The organism is Stenotrophomonas sp. YJH_SMC_33, assembly GCF_059372295.1.
The window spans coordinates 64803-79850 of sequence record NZ_JCAFVJ010000009.1 but is presented as its reverse complement, the minus strand read 5'-3'; the positions used below and the strand labels follow the sequence as shown (position 1 = coordinate 79850).

Here is a 15048-nt window from a genome sequence, read left to right as displayed (position 1 = left end):
CCGTTATCGCCTGTAGGTCCATTCATTCCTCTTGTGGCAGCCCCAGGCTGACGCAGCGGACTCCCCTTTCACCGTCGTAGTCGACAGCCAGCTCCAGCTTTCCGAGCATCCATGCGTCGACATTGCCAGACAGACCAAACACCATTGGCGCCCCCAGATCGGCAGATGCGTCCGACCTGATCTGGTCCCTGGACATCAGGAAGTTCAGGCCGAAAGGCATCGGCCCTTCATACTGGGTGCCGGTGTCATTTCGCCAGCCCCAGAAGATCACGTCGGTGAGCATCCAGGGGCCATCATCGATGTCGTGATAGGCGGTCTCTGAGACCAGACCGGCATCCTTGAATTCAAGCTGCAGTCCAGCAGCGTCATCTGCCCAGATCCGGTGACCACTGACACCCAGGCGGTAATCATCCAGATTCTGAAGCTGGATTCCGATCCTGGAAAAGATGGTTTCGAGCTCCTTCGATTCCGAATCTCTACCGATCGCGGCGATGAACTCTTCAACGGTGGGATGATTCATGAAATTCCGCCTATCTGTATGGGCGAGATGCGCCTACGTAGCGCTTACGGATGATGATCGCTACGCTTGATGGGGATGCTCAACGAGATGCAGCGAATCGAGTCATCTGGACCAGAGAAATCAACCGCAAGCTCCAAGCCACTGACGCACCAGACATCCACCTCACCATCAAATCCCATTTCAACAGCATTCCCTGCACTCAACGCGGCGAGTCGCTCCCTTACATGCTGGCGCAGCATGGAAAAGCTCAGTCCACAGGGCAACGGGCCTGAGTAGGCAGGCTTCTGCTTCCTGACTTTGTTCTTCTTACTCACTCTCGCTCCCCAGAGCGCTACGCTCGTCAGTACCCAGGGCCCTTCGTCCAGGTCGTGGCAAGGAATGTCCACCAGCAGCCCGACGTCCTTGAATTCCAACTGCAGCGTATTTTCCTCGTCAGTCCAGAACCGCATTCCCGCCAACTTCAACGGATAGTGACGAAAGTCGCGCTCACCAATTTCCAGATCAAGGAGCAAGCGGGACAGGGGCGCCGAGCTTGTGTCTTGACCTATCGCCTGAATCACTACGCCAATGGCGGGAAGCTTCATGTGGTCGTTCGCCCATGCGGTCTGGAGAGAGCAGGCCCCTCTGATTGGTCAGCAGAACGGAGTAGCAGACACATGGTGACGTGTTCCGGACTCGAGGAACCCTCCGCCAGATTGCAAACTTCAGCCCCGTCGCCTGCGCCTCCCGGCCGGCCACCGGCCCTTGGATGCTGTCGCATCGACTGAAAATCTTGGCGCACAGGGGCAAAGGGTCCTGCGATGGCACCGCCGCGTATCGAACCCATCCCCTTCCCGTGCCTTTCTCGGGTGGCGTCGGCCTGGCTGCGGTTCACGGTCCAGAGCCACTAGCCACCCCAAATAGGTCCGATCCCGACAGCGCCACCCTCGACCGCCCCGCACACGCCAGGTCGGACGCCGACCACTGATGGCTCCGCCCACGCAACGATCCGATACGCTGGCCCGGTTTGCCGTATCTGGCCGCATCGGTGAAAATCGGGGCATTCCCCCGATTTCCTGCGAGTGCCGATGCACCATGACACCGACCTGATCAACATCGTTGCCGTTGGCCTGGGGCTCGCCTTCATCTTCGGCGCGCTGGCCAACAAGCTCCGCTTGTCCCCTCTGGTCGGTTACCTGGTTGCTGGCATCTGTGTAGGCCCGTTCACCCCCGGCTTCGTCGCCGACCAGGCGCTGGCCAACCAGCTGGCCGAACTGGGCGTGATGCTGCTGATGTTCGGCGTCGGCCTACACTTCTCGCTGAAGGACCTGATGGCGGTCAAGGCCATCGCCATCCCCGGTGCCATCGGCCAGATCGCCGTGGCCACCCTGCTCGGCTGGGGCGTGGCCTCGCTGATGGGCTGGCCCGCCATCCATGGCGTCATCTTCGGTTTCTCGCTGGCCACCGCCAGTACCGTGGTGCTGCTGCGGGCGATGGAGGAACGCCGTCTGCTGGAGACCATGCGCGGCAAGATCGCGGTCGGCTGGCTGATCGTGGAAGACCTGGCCTGTGTGCTGGCACTGGTGATGATGCCGGTGATGGCCGGTGTGTTCGGCCCCGACGCGGCCAAGGAATCGCACTCGCTCGGCAGCGTGCTGGCCGACATCGGCTGGACCTTCGTGCAGCTGGGCCTGTTCGTGGCGGTGATGCTGGTGGTCGGGCGCCGGGTCATCCCGTGGATCCTGGAGCGCATCGCAGGTACCGGTTCGCGTGAGCTGTTCACTCTGTCGGTGCTGGCGATCGCGCTGGGCGTGGCGTTCGGTTCGGCCATGTTGTTCGGTGTCTCGTTCGCGCTGGGCGCGTTCTTCGCCGGCATGCTGCTCAACGAATCAGAGCTGAGCCACAAGGCCGCGCATGATTCGTTGCCGCTGCGCGATGCGTTCGCGGTGCTGTTCTTCGTGTCGGTCGGCATGCTGTTTGACCCCAACATCCTCGTCCAGCATCCGTGGCAGGTGCTGGCCACCGTCGCCATCATCATGTTCGGCAAGTCGGCGGCGGCATTTTTCATCGTGCGTGCGTTCGGCCACCCGACCAGCACCGCGTTGACCATCTCGGCCAGCCTGGCACAGATCGGCGAGTTCGCCTTCATCATCGCCGGCCTGGGCGTGGCGCTGCAGATCCTGCCGAAGGAAGGCCAGTCGCTGGTGCTGGCCGGTGCGCTGGTGTCGATCATGCTCAACCCGCTGGTATTCGGGCTGCTGGACCGTTGGCAGGCCAAGCAGGAGCAGTCCCCGCAGGCACCCGAGCCGCCTGAAGCCATCGGCCCGTCACGGGACCTGCATGACCACGCCATCGTGATCGGCTATGGCCGGGTCGGCAGCGAACTGGCGCAGGTGCTGAGCGACCGTGGCGTGCCGGTGCTGGTGATCGATGACAACAAGGAACACGTCGAGGCGGCGCACGCCAAGGGCCTGGCGGCGATCCGCGGCAGTGCGGCGGCCGACCGGGTGCTGGCCGAGGCCCATCCTGAGCGGGCGAAGATTGCGGTGCTGGCGATTCCGCAGCCGCTGGAAGCCGGTGAGGCGCTGGCCAAGCTGCGTGCGATCAACCCGGACCTGACCCTGCTGGCGCGCGCGCACAGCGATGCGGAAGTGAAGCATCTGCTGGAACACGGTGCCGATGGCACGGTGATGGCCGAACGTGAGCTGGCGTACTCGCTGGCGGAGATGATCATGTCCACACCGCCGTACCGGAATCTGGGGCAGCACAGCATTCCGGTGGTGTGAGGGGTGTGGGTGCGGCAGGGCTTGCAGCCCTGCACCTGCTGAAGCAACTTCAACTGCAGCGGCAAAAGCAAAAGCAGGCATTCCGTGGGATGGCGGGGTGGGTCCGCCTTCGACAGTTCCCCGCTGCTGTTGGTGCATTGGGTCAAATCCGTTTTCCGCAGGAAAACGGATCTGACCCCGGAAACAAAAAAATCCCCGGTCGACCCGCATCGACCGGGGATCTGGATCGCCACGTTGCCACGCCTTGGAGAGGCAGTTCCACCCTAGCGCATCGCGTGGCCGGCGGTGATCGCCTGTGGCGATGACGACCAAGCGCGTGGCTATCAGGCGGCGGCCAAGGCCTGCTCCAGGTCGGCGCGCAGGTCGCCGATGTGCTCGATGCCGATCGACAGCCGCACGGTGTCTTCGCTGACGCCGGCCTTGGCCAGTTCGGCGGCATCCAGCTGGCGATGGGTGGTGGAGGCCGGATGGGTGGCCAGCGACTTCGCATCGCCCAGGTTGACCAGGCGGGTGAACAGCTTCAGCGCATCGAGGAAACGTGCACCCGCCTCACGGCCGCCGGGCAGGCCGAAGGTCAGTACGCCCGAGCCGTGTCCCTCCAGGTAGCGCTGCGCGGCGGCGTGCTCGGGGTCGTCGGCCAGTCCGGCGTAGCGCACCCACGCTACCTTGGCGTGCGCCTTCAGGTACTGCGCGACGGCCAGCGCATTGGCATTGATGCGTTCCATGCGCAGGGCCAGGGTCTCGATGCCCTGCAGGATCAGGAACGCATTGAACGGCGACAACGCTGCGCCGGTATTCCGCAGCGGCACCACGCGCGCGCGGCCGATGTAGGCCGCTGGCCCCAGGGCTTCGGTATAGACCACGCCATGGTAGCTGGGGTCGGGCTGGTTGAGCCGCGCGAAGCGTTGGGGCTGTGCGGTCCAGTCGAAGCGGCCCGAATCGATGATCGCGCCGCCCAGGCTGGTGCCGTGGCCGCCCAAGTACTTGGTCAGCGAATGCACCACGATGTCGGCGCCGTGCTCGAATGGGCGCAGCAGGAACGGCGTGGCGACGGTGTTGTCGACGATCAGGGGCACGCCAGCGGCATGCGCGACCTCGGCGATGGCGGCGATGTCGGTGACGTTGCCACGCGGGTTGCCGATGGATTCGACGAACACCGCCTTGGTGCGCTCGTCGATCAGCGCGGCGAACGCAGAAGGATCAGCCGGATCAGCAAAGCGCGCCTGGATGCCGTACTGCGGCAGCGTGTGCGCCAGCAGGTTGAGGCTGCCGCCATACAGCGCGCTGGAGGCGACGATGTTGTCCCCGGCCTCTGCAATGGTCTGGATGGCATAGGTGATCGCGGCCTGCCCCGAGGCCAGCGCCAGCGCACCGATGCCGCCTTCCAGCGCAGCCAGGCGCTGCTCCAGTACGTCGGTGGTGGGGTTCATGATGCGCGTATAGATATTGCCCGGTACCTTCAGGTCGAAAAGGTCGGCACCGTGCTGGGTGTCATCGAAGGCATACGCCACCGTCTGGTAGATCGGCACCGCCACCGCGCGGGTGGTCGGATCGGGCCGATAGCCGCCATGCACGGCCAGGGTTTCCAGTTGCCACTGCGGGTCGCTCATTGCACCAGGCTCCATCCGGGGAAACCGCCACCATAGGCCAGCCGGGGCGTGGCACTGAGAGCCGCTGGCGATGACGTGCGTACCGGCGGTTATCAGGTTGGCCGCGATTCAGGCAGCCGTCATAGGCCGTTGCTAGGCTGCGCCGCCGGGCGCTCCTGCCCGGGCACGGAGGCCCCACGCGCATGCAGCCATCCCCCTGGACACCCACCGCCAACGGCACGCCGACACCGGTCCTGCTGGTGGAGGACGACCGTCGCTTGGCCGAACTGGTCAGCGACTATCTCCACGAACATGGTTTCGCCGTGCAGCATGTGGCGCGCGGTGACCTTGCCGGCGCGGCCTGCCGACAGCATGCGCCCGAGCTGGTGGTACTGGACCTGATGCTGCCCGGCCTCGGCGGCATCGACGTGTGCCGGCAGATCCGCAGCTTCTCCGACGTGCCGATCCTGATGCTGACCGCGTGCGAGGACGACATCGAGCAGGTGCTGGGCCTGGAATCCGGCGCCGACGACTATGTGCACAAGCCGATCGAACCGCGCCTGCTGCTGGCGCGCCTGCGCGCGCTGCTGCGCCGCCGCCACGGCAGCAGCAACACTGGCACGCCCTGCCGGCTGATGCATGGTGAACTGCTGATCGACCGCATGCAGCGCGAGGTGCATCTGCATGGCCAGCCGGTAGACATGGGCACCACCGAATTCGAGATCCTGTGGCTGCTGGCCAGCCAGCCGGGGCAGATCCTGTCGCGCGACCAGATCCTGCAGGCGGTGCGCGGCATCGGCTTCGACGGCCTGGACCGTAGTGTCGATGTCAGCATCGGCAAGCTGCGCCGCAAGCTGGGCGATGACGCGCGCGAACCGCGGCGGATCAAGACCGTGTGGGGCCGCGGCTACCAGTTCAACCCGTCGGCCTGGACCGCATGAAGCGGCTGTTCCTGTGGCTGTGGTTCGTCACTGGTGCCTGCTTCCTGGTGTCGGTGTTCTTCCTCAACCACATCCTGGATGGCATCTACACGCCCGTGCAGGATCGCGTCTTCGTCCAGCAGGTGCGTGGTCAGGTGTACGCCCTGCGCAGTGGCCTGGCCGGCCTGGATGCCGACCAGCAGCGTGAGCGCCTGCAGCAGTGGCAGCCACACTACGGCATCGCCCTGACCCTGCTCGACAAACCTCCAGCACTCGACGCGCAGGAACAGGTGGCCGTGAAGGCCGATGGTTTCATCGTGCGCGATCAATACCAGCAGGTCCTGCTGCCCATCGAGGGCAGCGATGGCCGCTGGCTGCACCTGCGCCTGCCTGGCGCGGTGCAGATGACGACGTACATGACCATCGCCGCCTACCTCAGCATCCTGCTGCTGGTGGGCGCCAGCCTGTACGCGTGGGTGCGCCTGCTCTGGCGCGACCTGGAAGCGCTGCGCCTGCACGCCGACCGCATCGGCGCTGGCGATCTGCAGGCACGCGCGCAGGTCTCGCCACGCTCGCAGATCCGGGTCATAGTGGACCATTCCAACCGCATGGCGGCACGCGTGGCCGAACTGGTGCAGCGCCAGCGCGACCTGACCCATGCGATCTCGCATGAGCTGCGCACGCCGATCGCGCGCGTGGCCTTCGGCCTGGACCTGATGCAGGACAGCGACGATCACGAACGCCGTGCACGGCTGGCACAGGGGCTGCACGGCGATCTGGCCGAACTCAACCGGCTGGTCAGCGAACTGCTGGCGTATGAGCGCCTGGAGCACCCCAGCGAAGGCGAACCGATGCAGCGTATCGAAGCCAATGACTGGCTGCAGGCCTGCCTGGCCGATGCGCGCCGTGATGCCGAACGTGCCGGGGTGGTACTGCGCGTGCAACCCAGTGCATTGCCACGGGTGGATGCCGAGCCGCGCCTGCTGCAGCTGGCACTGAGCAACCTGGTCGGCAATGCGCTGCGCCATGCGCGCTCGCAGGTGGAAGTCTCGCTGGTCGGTGTCAGCGGCCGCGCCTGCCTGCGCGTGGATGATGACGGTCCCGGCATTGCCGAACCCGATCGCGAGAAGGTGATGCGCCCGTTCACCCGCCTGGATGACAGCCGCAGCCGCGATACCGGGGGCTTCGGCCTGGGCCTGGCCATCGTCAGCCGCATTGCCGTCCGCCACGGCGGTGAGCTTCGCATCAGCCGCGCCACATTGGGCGGCGCGCGCCTGGAGATGCACTGGCCGCTGGCTGCCAGCTGAACGCCCTTGGGTGCAATTACAGTTGATTACAACTCCCGCACAACTGCCGACGGATCGGTCGCCGGCGTATCGCCACGCTAGCGACCCTGCAGCACTCGCCGGATGCGCGCGCTGCCTTCCTCCCATTGTCGAGAGTTTCCATGTCCCAGCTTCGCCGTTCCCCCGCCCTGCTCTGCCTGGCCCTGTTGCCGCTGTTCGCCGCACCGATCGCCCACGCCAGGGATGACCACTGGACCTTCGAGCTCGCTGCCGGCGGTGGCGTGGCGCCGCGCTACAGCGGCAGCGAGGAGTATCGTGCGACGCCGTCGTTGTCCTTTGATGTCACCTCGCCGGGTGGATGGTTTCTGGGCACCAGTGGCATTGGCTGGGGCACCTCCATCGGCGAGCACACCCGCGTGCGCGCGTATGTCGGCGCCAGCGGCATCCGCAAGGAAAAGGACTCGCTGCTCGGCGGTTCCGACTTCCTGCGCGGCATGGGTGATATCGATACCCGTCCCCTGGTCGGCGTCTCGGCTGGTTATACGCTGGGCGAAGCCGTGCTGAGCGGCTCCTGGCAGTTCACCCGCAAAGACGAGGACAAGGCCGAGAACGGCCTGGCCACCCAGCAGGTGCACTTGAACCTGAGCATGCCGCTGTTCGACCTGGCCGGCGGCGTGGTCAGCGGCAGCGTGTCCACCGACTACGGCAACCGCGGTTACATGCAGACCTGGTACGGCGTCAGCCCGGAACAGGCGGCGCGTACCGGCTTTGCCGAGCACAAGCCAAAGGCCGGCCTGGTCAGTGCCGGTGTCGGCCTGAAGTGGAGCCACCGCGTGGGCCGCAACGGCAACTGGTACATCTCGGCCGAAGGCACGCGCCTGCTCGGTGATGCCGCCGACAGCCCGATCGTGCAGAAGGCGAACCAGTTCGGCGTGATGAGCGGCTATACGCACCGCTTCTGATGCATGAAGGGCGCCGCTGGGCGCCCTCTTCTGCTGCGATCAGCGGCAGGCCGGGGCGTCGCCGCTGCCGCACAAGCCAACCTCGCGCAGCCAGCCGATCCACTGCACGACGTCGTCCTTCTCCGGTTCGGCGCGGAACGACTTCTGCACGGTGTGGAAGCCCTGCCTGCCCTGCATGCCCTTGATCCAGGTGAACTCCGGTTTGCCGGTGCCGGGGTTCAGCGGGCAACTGAGCATCAGCAGCGCGAATGGCCGTCCGCCCTCCTCGCCTTCGCGGATCCAGTGGCTCTGCGCAGCCGGACAGGCCATGCGCCACCCCGCCTCGATGATGCCGAGGAACTCGCGCGGACTCACATGGCCACTGTTCGGCGCATCGTTGACGGTGACCATGTCGGTCCAGTCCTGCACGGTCTGGCCCTGCGGCACGTACTCGGTGATGCGGTTGCCTTGTGCGTCGGTGCTCTGGTGGGCCTGCTGGTAACCCTTCATCGGCGGCAGCTGGACCTGTTCGACGGCTGCGGCGTGTCCAGCAACTGCAGCGAGCGCCAGCGCCACGCAGAGTGAAACCCTGCGGGTAACGTCCATGCGGTTCTCCTCGTCCTTGCGAAAGTAAAACGGGATTATTGTGCCTTGCTGAGGCTTTGGTGGCGCGCCAGCCATGGCAGGCGCGCCACCGGTTCAGGCCTTGGCGAACACCAGGCGGCCGCCGTCGTTTCCGACTTCGATGGTGTCGCCGTTGACGAAAGCACCCGACAGGATCTGCTGTGCCAGCGGATTCTCCAGCTGCGACTGGATTGCACGCTTCAACGGGCGCGCGCCATACACCGGATCGAAGCCGACGTTGCCGAGCAGGTCGAACGCCGCATCGGAGACCGCCAGCTTCAACCCACGCTCGGCCAGCCGCTTCTCCAGCCCGCGCATCTGGATGCGCGCGATCTGCTTGATCTGCTGCTTGTCCAGCGGGTGGAACACCACGATGTCGTCCAGGCGGTTGATGAACTCCGGCCGGAAGTGCGCCTGTACCACGCCCATCACCGCCGCCTTCATCTGCGTGTAGGCCTCCGGACTGTCGTCGGCGCTCATGTCCTGGATCTGGTGCGAGCCCAGGTTCGAGGTCATCACGATGACGGTGTTGCGGAAGTCCACGGTGCGGCCCTGGCCGTCGGTCAGGCGGCCATCGTCCAGCACCTGCAGCAGGATGTTGAACACATCCGGATGCGCCTTCTCCACCTCATCGAGCAGGATCAGCGAATACGGGCGACGACGCACGGCCTCGGTCAGGTAACCGCCTTCCTCGTAGCCGACGTAGCCCGGGGGCGCACCGATCAGGCGGGCGACGCTGTGCTTTTCCATGAACTCGCTCATGTCGATGCGGATCATCGCGTCGGCACTGTCGAACAGGAACTCGGCCAGCGACTTGCACAGCTCGGTCTTGCCGACGCCGGTCGGGCCGAGGAACAGGAACGAGCCGGCCGGACGATTCGGATCGGACAGGCCGGCACGCGAGCGGCGTACCGCATCGGAGACGACCTTGATCGCCTCTTCCTGGCCGACCACACGGTTGTGCAGCACTTCTTCCATGCGCAGCAGCTTGTCGCGCTCGCCTTCGAGCATCTTGTTGACCGGGATGCCGGTCCAGCGCGAAACGACCTCGGCGATCTCCTCATCGGTCACGCGGTCCTGTACCAGCTTGAAGTCCTTGTGCTCGGCTTCCTGGGCCGCGGCCAGCTGCTTTTCCAGCTGCGGCAACAGGCCGTACTGGATCTCGCTCATCTTGGCGAAATCCTGGCGGCGCTGCGCGGCCTCCAGCTCCAGCTTGGCCTGCTCGACCTGTTCCTTGATCTTGGTTGCGCCCTGCAGCGCGGCCTTCTCCGACTTCCAGATTTCATTGAGATCGGAGAACTCGCGCTCCAGCGCATCGATGTCCTTCTCCAGATCGGCCAAGCGCTGCCGCGAGGCTTCGTCCTTCTCCTTTTTCAGCATCTCGCGCTGGATCTTCAGCTGGATCACCCGGCGTTCCAGGCGATCCAGCTCCTCCGGCTTGGAATCGATCTCCATGCGCAGGCGTGAGGCGGCTTCGTCCATCAGGTCGATGGCCTTGTCCGGCAGCTGGCGGTCGGTGATGTAGCGGTTGGACAGCGTGGCTGCAGCCACGATGGCCGGGTCGGTGATTTCCACACCGTGGTGCACGGCGTACTTTTCCTTCAGCCCGCGCAGGATCGCGATGGTGTCCTCCACCGTGGGTTCGCCGACGAACACCTTCTGGAAGCGGCGCTCCAGCGCGGCGTCCTTCTCGATGTATTTGCGGTACTCATCCAGCGTGGTCGCGCCGATGCAGTGCAGCTCGCCACGCGCCAGGGCCGGCTTGAGCATGTTGCCGGCATCCATCGCGCCATCGGCCTTGCCGGCACCGACCATGGTGTGCAGTTCGTCAATGAACAGGATGATCTGGCCTTCGTTCTTGGCCAGGTCGTTGAGCACGCCCTTCAGGCGCTCCTCGAATTCACCGCGGAACTTGGCGCCGGCGATCAGCGCGCCCATGTCCAGCGACAGCACGCGCTTGCCGCGCAGGCCTTCGGGCACTTCGTCATTGATGATGCGCTGGGCGAGCCCTTCCACGATTGCGGTCTTGCCCACGCCGGGTTCGCCGATCAGCACCGGGTTGTTCTTGGTCCGGCGCTGCAGCACCTGGATCGTGCGGCGGATTTCCTCGTCACGGCCGATCACCGGATCGAGCTTGCCGCTCTCGGCACGCGCGGTCAGGTCGATGGTGTACTTCTCCAGCGCTTGCCGCTGTTCCTCGGCATTCTCCGACTGCACGTTCTCGCCGCCACGCAGCTTGTCGATCGCAGCCTGCAGGCGGGTCTTGTCGGCACCGGCGGCGCGCAGCGCCATGCCCAGCGTGCCGCCGTCTTCCAGCGCCGCGAGCACGAACCACTCGCTGGCAATGAAGGCATCGCCGTGCTGCTGGGCCAGCTTGTCGGTCTGGTTCAGCAGGCGCCCCAGGTCATTGCCCATCGAGACGTTGCCGGCCTGGCCGGACACCTTCGGCAGTGCATCCAGCGCCTCGGTCAGGCGCTCGCGCAGCACCGGCACGTTCACCCCGGCCTGGGCCAGCAGCGGGCGCGTGCTGCCGCCCTGCTGGTCCAGCAGCGCGCTGAACAGGTGAACCGGTTCGATGATGCTGTTGTCGCGGCCCACGGCCAGCGACTGTGCGTCTGCCAGCGCCTGCTGGAAACGCGAGGTGAGCTTGTCCATCCGCATTGCGAATCCTCATCGGTCATCAGGGCCGGCCCGCGCCGGCGATGCTGGGAAGATGCGGTTGCCCCACCCCGTTTCAAGGGTGGCTGCGACTGCACCCCGGGGCCAGTCAGCCTGCGGCCAGCATGCCGGAACGGGTGTGGTCGGCGCGTTGATCCCGATCAGTTCGGCACGGTGGACGGGCTCAGCGGGTGATCGCGCTGCGGATCGCCCGCAGCTGCTGCTTGATCGCCCGCGCCTGTGCAGGATCCATGCGTAGCAGGGCCTTCTGCCCGATCGAGCGTGACTGCAGGGTGGGATCGACGAAGCGGTAACGGCCGCGCTCATCGCGCTGCACCAGAGGCGCCTGGGCCAGTTCCGGGGTATCAAGCAGATGGTCGATCACCGCGACCAGGCGATCATTGAAATATCCGTCGGGCCGGCCCAGGTCGACGTAGGCCTGCTGGATCAACGGATAGAAGCGCTTGTAGGCCGTTGCCGTTGCTGCCGGATCCAGCGCGGTGAAGGCCTGCACATAGGGCGCATAGCGCGCCGCGTTGCTGGCGGCGGTGCGATCACCGCCTTCGCCGGGCTCGACCTGGAGGTTGCCCGGCAGCGGCCGTGCGGCCAGCGCAGTGGGCGGCACGCTGGGCCTGTCCAGGTTGTCGACCTGGGTGACCAGGCGCTGGATCAGGTGATCGCGCAGCAGCAGGGTCAGCGGCCCTTCGCCCTGGAACAGCTGGCTCAATGCACCCCAGGCAGCCGTATCGCTGTCAGCCAGCTTCGGCAGTGCCGGATCAGCGGCGGCCTCGGTATCCAGCGGATGCCTGATCGACGGTGGTGCTGGCGCGGGTTCCGCGGCCGCCTGCGGTTGTGGCGCTGCGCTGGTACTGACGGCAGTTGACTGCACCGGCACCGAAACACCATCTGCCAAGTGCTTCAGCTGATCCCGGAACAACCAACCGCCCGCGCCGCCGATCACCACCACACCCAGCACCCAGGGCCATACCGCCTTTGCACTCTGCATGATGCAGCACCTCGTTTCACACGCATGGAGAAGGTGTGACCCCACCGGTTCCAGCCGGTTCCCCACCGGTTCCGCTGCCGTTCGGGTTCGCCCTGCACCAGAACCGCGCTCACGCCTGCTTTGCATGCCGCGCGCGAGGCTGGGGGCCTTGTCCTGCGGAGACACTGCCATGCAGTACGCGCTGTACTACTGGACCGGCATCCAGGGCCGGGGCGAGTTCGTGCGACTGGCGCTGGAAGATGCCGGCGCCGACTACATCGACATGGCGCGGGTGCACGGCGATGCGGTGATGCAGCCATTCCTGGATGGCAGCAGTGACGGGCCACAGCCCTTTGCACCGCCGTTCCTGAAGGCCGGCCGCCAGGTCATCGCGCAGGTCGCGGCGATCCTGGATTTCCTCGGCCCGACGCTGGACCTGGTGCCACAGGCGGCCTCGCGGCGGATGCAGGCGCTGCAACTGCAGCTGACCATCGCCGACCTGGTGGCCGAGGTGCACGACACCCACCATCCGATTGCCGCATCGAAGTACTACGAAGCGCAGAAGACCGAGGCCAAGGCACGTGCCGCGTCGCTGCGCAGCGAGCGCCTGCCGAAGTTCCTGGGCTACTTCGAACGGGTGCTGGCCGCCAACGGTGGCCGCCATGCACTGCGCGAGCATTCCTACGTGGATCTGTCGCTGTTCCAGCTACTGAGTGGGCTGGACTACATGTTTCCACGCCGCATGCAGGCACTGGCGTCCACCCTGCCCCTGCTGCGCGCGCTGCAGGCGCGGGTGGCGAAGCGGCCGAACATCGCCGCCTATCTGGCCTCGGAACGACGTCTGGCGTTCAACACGAATGGCATCTTCCGCCACTACCCGGAGCTGGACGCCGAACGGTAGTGCCGGCCCTGGCCGGCAGAGCGCGCTGTGATCATTCGCCGCCTGCAACACGCCCCTGTAGGGCCGAGCCATGCTCGGCTCAGAGCAGCCGAGCGCAGGCTGGGCTCTACAGAGCACCAGAAGTGGAAGGAGCGGTAGCGCCGGGCCATGCCCGGCGTCACCGGTCAATGATCGGTGCGATCAGCCAGCGGTTGCACCGGCTGCTTCTGCAGCGACAGCAGGCCCAGCAGCACCGCCAGGGCCACGTAGGCGCCGGCAAACTGCAAACTGATGATGCGCGCCAATCCTTCCAGGTCCCACGGCAGGTAGATGCCGCCGCGCGGATCCACCGAGTGGATCAGCCCGAACAGTGTCAGCAGCGCAGCCACCAGCAGGAACCCGCAGGCACGGCGCAGGCGGCCATCGACCATCGCCGCCACCGCCGAAATCCACAGCATCGAGGTGATGATGAAGCCGTTGCCGAGAGTGAAGATCACCGCCAGCTCCGGCAGGCCGTGGCCGTCGAGCTTGGTCAGCAGCTGCGCCAGCTGATCCGGTGCGATCCAGCCGGGTGCCTTGATCGCCAGCAGGTAGGCCACCGACGGCAGGAAACCGAGCACCATCGCGCCGGCATGGTGGCGCGGCGTGGCCTGGAACGCCTGCGTGGTGATGTCGATGGCCACGTACACGATGATCGGTGCCAGCACCGCCAGCGGCAACCACTGCACCAGCCCGGAGATGATACCGAGCATGCCGCCGATGCCGACGAACAGGCCGGTCAGCAGCGTATAGCCGCTGCGCGCACCCATGTGCTTGTAGGCGGGCTGGCCGATGTACGGCGTAGTCTGCGCGACGCCGCCACAGACGCCTGCCACCAGCGTAGCCACCGCTTCCACCAGCAGGATGTCGCGGGTGCGGTAGTCATCGCCGGCCGCACGCGCGCTTTCAGAAACATTGATGCCGCCGACCACCATCAGCAGGCCGAACGGCAGCAGCAGCGGCAGGTAGGTCATCGCGGTGGGCAGGCCGTCGAGGAAGCCCAGTGTCGGCAGCGGCAGCACCACCTGCGGCGGCACCCACTCCGGTACATGGAAGCCGGGGGCGCCCAGCCCGGCCAGGCCCAGGCCGTAGTACAGCGCGGTGCCGAACACGAAGGCCAGCATCACGCCCGGGCCACGCACCGGCAGCTTGCCCTTGGCGATCAGCACATACAGCAGCAGGCCCAGCGTGGTGAAGCCGACCAGCGGCGAGCGCAGCGTCTCCAGCAGCGGCAACAGGCCCATCAGCACCAGCGCGATGCCGGCGATGGAACCCAGCAGCGCGGCACGCGGCAGCGCACGGGTGACTGCTTCACCGAAGAACGACAGAACGAACTTGAGCACGCCCATGATGACCAGCGCCGCCATGCCCAGCTGCCAGGTGGCGATGCCCGCCGCGTGCGGGTCCATGCCCTGCTGCTTGAAAGCGATGAAGGCCGGGCCGAGCACCAGCAGGGCCATGCCGATGCTGGTCGGGGCATCCAGGCCGAGCGGCATGGCGGTGACATCGTCGCGGCCGGTGCGCGCGGCCAGCCGGCGCGCCATCAGGGTGTACAGCAGGTTGCCGATCAGCACGCCGAAGGCCGTGCCGGGGAACATGCGGCCGAACACCACGTCGGCGGGGAACTGGAAGATCCCGACCAGGGCCATGGCGATGAAGCCGAGGATGGAGAGGTTGTCGACGACCAGGCCGAAGAAGCCGTTGAAGTCGCCGGCGACGAACCAGCGACGCGGTGCGGCGGAAGCGGGAGCGGACATGGAAGGGGCGGTGGGGGTGGGGACCGCCGATGGTAGGCCCAGCGGGGCCGGCGCGCCAATTCCGTCGTGGAATGATGGGTTCCA

The 15048-nt window shown here is 66.1% G+C and carries 12 protein-coding genes; 5 read left to right on the top strand and 7 right to left on the bottom strand.

Annotation, left to right across the window (positions count from 1 at the left end; translation table 11 throughout):
- Window positions 1-22: 22 nt before the first annotated feature.
- Together AC5P9W_RS14410 and AC5P9W_RS14405 are read right to left on the bottom strand one after the other, a co-directional pair.
- Entirely contained in the window at window positions 23-520 is a 498-nt protein-coding gene (locus AC5P9W_RS14410; protein WP_109814736.1) for a hypothetical protein, read from the bottom strand.
- A 44-nt stretch (window positions 521-564) separates the two neighbouring features.
- Window positions 565-1104, bottom strand: a complete 540-nt coding sequence (locus AC5P9W_RS14405; protein ID WP_206621692.1) for a hypothetical protein — start codon at window positions 1102-1104, stop codon at window positions 565-567.
- Between the two features lie 483 nt (window positions 1105-1587).
- Between AC5P9W_RS14405 and ybaL the strand changes: the two genes are divergently transcribed.
- Window positions 1588-3285 carry a YbaL family putative K(+) efflux transporter gene (gene ybaL, locus AC5P9W_RS14400; protein ID WP_155030003.1) on the top strand — a complete coding sequence of 566 codons (1698 nt, stop codon included), beginning with the start codon at window positions 1588-1590 and terminating at the stop codon, window positions 3283-3285.
- 323 nt (window positions 3286-3608) lie between these two features.
- Here the strand turns inward: ybaL and AC5P9W_RS14395 are convergent, their stop codons facing one another.
- Window positions 3609-4895 carry an O-acetylhomoserine aminocarboxypropyltransferase/cysteine synthase family protein gene (locus AC5P9W_RS14395; RefSeq protein WP_188250406.1) on the bottom strand — a complete coding sequence of 429 codons (1287 nt, stop codon included), beginning with the start codon at window positions 4893-4895 and terminating at the stop codon, window positions 3609-3611.
- Window positions 4896-5077: 182 nt separating this feature from the next.
- On the opposite strand from AC5P9W_RS14395, the gene AC5P9W_RS14390 reads away from it, so the two are divergent.
- The 3 genes from AC5P9W_RS14390 to AC5P9W_RS14380 all read left to right on the top strand — a co-directional run bounded on the left by AC5P9W_RS14390 (window position 5078) and on the right by AC5P9W_RS14380 (window position 8042).
- Complete coding sequence (locus tag AC5P9W_RS14390; protein WP_043400508.1) at window positions 5078-5815, top strand: winged helix-turn-helix domain-containing protein; 738 nt, start codon at window positions 5078-5080, stop codon at window positions 5813-5815.
- Window positions 5812-7101, top strand: coding sequence for an ATP-binding protein (locus AC5P9W_RS14385; protein ID WP_111098907.1), 1290 nt, complete (start codon window positions 5812-5814; stop codon window positions 7099-7101). Before AC5P9W_RS14390 ends, AC5P9W_RS14385 begins: the two co-directional genes overlap by 4 nt.
- A gap of 140 nt (window positions 7102-7241) precedes the next feature.
- Complete coding sequence (locus AC5P9W_RS14380; RefSeq protein WP_111098908.1) at window positions 7242-8042, top strand: MipA/OmpV family protein; 801 nt, start codon at window positions 7242-7244, stop codon at window positions 8040-8042.
- Between the two features lie 39 nt (window positions 8043-8081).
- Here the strand turns inward: AC5P9W_RS14380 and AC5P9W_RS14375 are convergent, their stop codons facing one another.
- The 3 genes from AC5P9W_RS14375 to AC5P9W_RS14365 all read right to left on the bottom strand — a co-directional run bounded on the left by AC5P9W_RS14375 (window position 8082) and on the right by AC5P9W_RS14365 (window position 12309).
- The gene (locus AC5P9W_RS14375; protein ID WP_194445346.1) at window positions 8082-8627 is read right to left on the bottom strand and encodes a hypothetical protein; all 546 of its coding nucleotides are present in this window, start codon (window positions 8625-8627) and stop codon (window positions 8082-8084) included.
- 93 nt (window positions 8628-8720) lie between these two features.
- Complete coding sequence (gene clpB, locus AC5P9W_RS14370) at window positions 8721-11306, bottom strand: ATP-dependent chaperone ClpB (protein ID WP_180877706.1); 2586 nt, start codon at window positions 11304-11306, stop codon at window positions 8721-8723.
- A gap of 181 nt (window positions 11307-11487) precedes the next feature.
- Complete coding sequence (locus AC5P9W_RS14365) at window positions 11488-12309, bottom strand: DUF3014 domain-containing protein (protein ID WP_021204730.1); 822 nt, start codon at window positions 12307-12309, stop codon at window positions 11488-11490.
- 169 nt (window positions 12310-12478) lie between these two features.
- Here AC5P9W_RS14365 and AC5P9W_RS14360 point away from each other — a divergent pair, with 169 nt between their 5' ends.
- Window positions 12479-13189 (top strand): glutathione S-transferase, encoded by a 711-nt coding sequence (locus tag AC5P9W_RS14360; RefSeq protein ID WP_111098911.1) that lies wholly within the window; start codon window positions 12479-12481, stop codon window positions 13187-13189.
- Window positions 13190-13353: 164 nt separating this feature from the next.
- On the opposite strand, the gene AC5P9W_RS14355 is transcribed toward AC5P9W_RS14360, so the two are convergent.
- Window positions 13354-14964, bottom strand: coding sequence for a SulP family inorganic anion transporter (locus tag AC5P9W_RS14355; protein WP_329866907.1), 1611 nt, complete (start codon window positions 14962-14964; stop codon window positions 13354-13356).
- Between the last annotated feature and the right edge of the window lie 84 nt (window positions 14965-15048).

Bases quoted from the DNA above. Each gene is read 5' to 3' on its own strand.
- ybaL (WP_155030003.1), top strand. From the start codon at position 1,588: ATGCACCATGACACCGACCTGATCAACATCGTTGCCGTTGGCCTGGGG.
- AC5P9W_RS14395 (WP_188250406.1), bottom strand. From the start codon at position 4,895: ATGAGCGACCCGCAGTGGCAACTGGAAACCCTGGCCGTGCATGGCGGC.
- clpB (WP_180877706.1), bottom strand. From the start codon at position 11,306: ATGCGGATGGACAAGCTCACCTCGCGTTTCCAGCAGGCGCTGGCAGAC.
- AC5P9W_RS14390 (WP_043400508.1), top strand. From the start codon at position 5,078: ATGCAGCCATCCCCCTGGACACCCACCGCCAACGGCACGCCGACACCG.
- AC5P9W_RS14355 (WP_329866907.1), bottom strand. From the start codon at position 14,964: ATGTCCGCTCCCGCTTCCGCCGCACCGCGTCGCTGGTTCGTCGCCGGC.
- AC5P9W_RS14385 (WP_111098907.1), top strand. From the start codon at position 5,812: ATGAAGCGGCTGTTCCTGTGGCTGTGGTTCGTCACTGGTGCCTGCTTC.
- AC5P9W_RS14380 (WP_111098908.1), top strand. From the start codon at position 7,242: ATGTCCCAGCTTCGCCGTTCCCCCGCCCTGCTCTGCCTGGCCCTGTTG.
- AC5P9W_RS14405 (WP_206621692.1), bottom strand. From the start codon at position 1,104: ATGAAGCTTCCCGCCATTGGCGTAGTGATTCAGGCGATAGGTCAAGAC.
- AC5P9W_RS14410 (WP_109814736.1), bottom strand. From the start codon at position 520: ATGAATCATCCCACCGTTGAAGAGTTCATCGCCGCGATCGGTAGAGAT.
- AC5P9W_RS14360 (WP_111098911.1), top strand. From the start codon at position 12,479: ATGCAGTACGCGCTGTACTACTGGACCGGCATCCAGGGCCGGGGCGAG.
- AC5P9W_RS14365 (WP_021204730.1), bottom strand. From the start codon at position 12,309: ATGCAGAGTGCAAAGGCGGTATGGCCCTGGGTGCTGGGTGTGGTGGTG.
- AC5P9W_RS14375 (WP_194445346.1), bottom strand. From the start codon at position 8,627: ATGGACGTTACCCGCAGGGTTTCACTCTGCGTGGCGCTGGCGCTCGCT.